An 884-nucleotide genomic window follows, 5' to 3' on the forward strand; every position below is an offset into this window, starting at 1 on the left:
GTGTTCGGCAAGTTTTATCCGCTGCATACCGGCCATATTTACCTGATCCAGCGCGCCTGCAGCCAGGTTGACGAGTTGCATATCATTATGGGGCACGACGAGCCGCGCGATCGCGAGCTGTTCGAGAACAGCGCCATGTCGCAGCAGCCGACCGTCAGCGATCGGCTACGCTGGCTGCTGCAGACCTTCAAGTACCAGAAAAATATTCGGATTCACTCTTTCAATGAAGAGGGCATCGAGCCTTATCCACACGGCTGGGACGTCTGGAGCAAGGGCGTAAAAGCCTTTCTCAGCGATCAGGGCGTTACGCCCGACTGCATCTACACCAGCGAAACCGCGGACGCGGAGATGTATCAACAGCACCTGGGTGTGCGCACCGTACTGGTCGATCCGGCGCGCTCCTTTATGAATATCAGCGGCGCGCAGATCCGTCAGGATCCCTTTCGCTACTGGGAATATATCCCGACTGAGGTTAAGCCCTTTTTCGTGCGCACCGTCGCTGTGCTCGGCGGGGAATCAAGCGGCAAGTCCACGCTGGTCAACAAGCTGGCGAATATCTTCAACACTACCAGCGCCTGGGAGTACGGACGCGACTACGTCTTTTCGCATCTGGGCGGCGACGAGATGGCGCTGCAATATTCCGACTACGACAAGATCGCTCTCGGCCAGGCGCAGTACATCGACTTTGCGGTGAAGTACGCCAATAAAGTCGCCTTTATCGATACCGATTTCATCACCACGCAGGCGTTCTGCCTGAAGTATGAAGGGCGCGAGCATCCCTTTGTGCAGGCGCTGATCGACGAATACCGTTTCGACCTGGTGATCCTGCTGGAGAATAACGTGCCTTGGGTGGCGGACGGCCTGCGCAGCCTGGGCAGCTCAGT

The 884-nt window shown here is 57.2% G+C and carries 1 protein-coding gene; it reads left to right on the forward strand.

Annotated elements, in window-relative coordinates; all coding sequences use genetic code 11:
- The coding region (gene nadR / locus B3797_RS17165; protein ID WP_311791698.1) for a multifunctional transcriptional regulator/nicotinamide-nucleotide adenylyltransferase/ribosylnicotinamide kinase NadR at nt 1–884 on the forward strand (884 nt) is incomplete at both ends.

Source organism: Pantoea sp. UBA5923 (assembly GCF_002431095.1).
GTDB lineage: Bacteria > Pseudomonadota > Gammaproteobacteria > Enterobacterales > Enterobacteriaceae > Pantoea > Pantoea piersonii.